The organism is Xanthomonas sp. WHRI 1810A (assembly GCF_040202885.1).
GTDB lineage: Bacteria > Pseudomonadota > Gammaproteobacteria > Pseudomonadales > Pseudomonadaceae > Aquipseudomonas.
Genome location: NZ_JBEGED010000056.1, coordinates 1 through 639, shown reverse-complemented (window position 1 = coordinate 639; position 639 = coordinate 1). Strand labels below are relative to the sequence as shown.

General features: G+C 63.1%; 1 protein-coding gene. It reads right to left on the bottom strand.

All coding sequences use genetic code 11. The annotated features are described in order from the left end of the window. Positions 1–2 precede the first annotated feature (2 nt). The coding region (locus ABQX22_RS26690; protein WP_349802859.1) for a transposase at positions 3–639 on the bottom strand (637 nt) is incomplete at its 5' end.

Here is a 639-nt window from a genome sequence, read left to right as displayed (position 1 = left end):
GCTCAGGCGGGCTTCATGGCGGCTCTTTCATCGCGCACGCGCGCATTGAGGATCACCAGCATCTTACGCATCACCGCCACAAGGGCGACCTTGCCCTCCTTGCCGCGTGCCCGCAGCGCTCTGTAAAAATCGCGCAGACGTGGCTCGTGCCGAGCTGAGGACATGGCCGCCATATACAGCGCCTGTCGGATGTCGGCTCGGCCTCCGCCAATCCCCCGTTTACCTCGCATCGCGCCGCTGTCGCGCGAGAGCGGGGCAACGCCAACCAATCGGGATATCTGCTTTCCGCTGAGCGTCCCAAGCTCTGGTAACCGGCACGCCAGCACGGCCAGCAGCACCGGACCGACCCCTTTGAGCGTCTTCAACGCGGCCAGGTGCGGTTGCTCGATGAGCAGCGTCTTCAGCTGCCCGGCGATCAGGTTGTCTAGCCGCGCCACGCTGCGCACAAGCTGGTTCACGTTGCCCTGCAGGATCTTTCGTAGCGCTTTTTCCGCAACCTGCAGCAACTGCTGCCTTGCTGCTTTCAGCAGTTCGACCAGTTGCCGACGGGCACGTACATGCTCGCCCAGATCGCGCTGCCAGGGTTCCAGTGGAACATACTGATGGAGCTCCATCTTCTCGGCCATGCAGGCCAACATG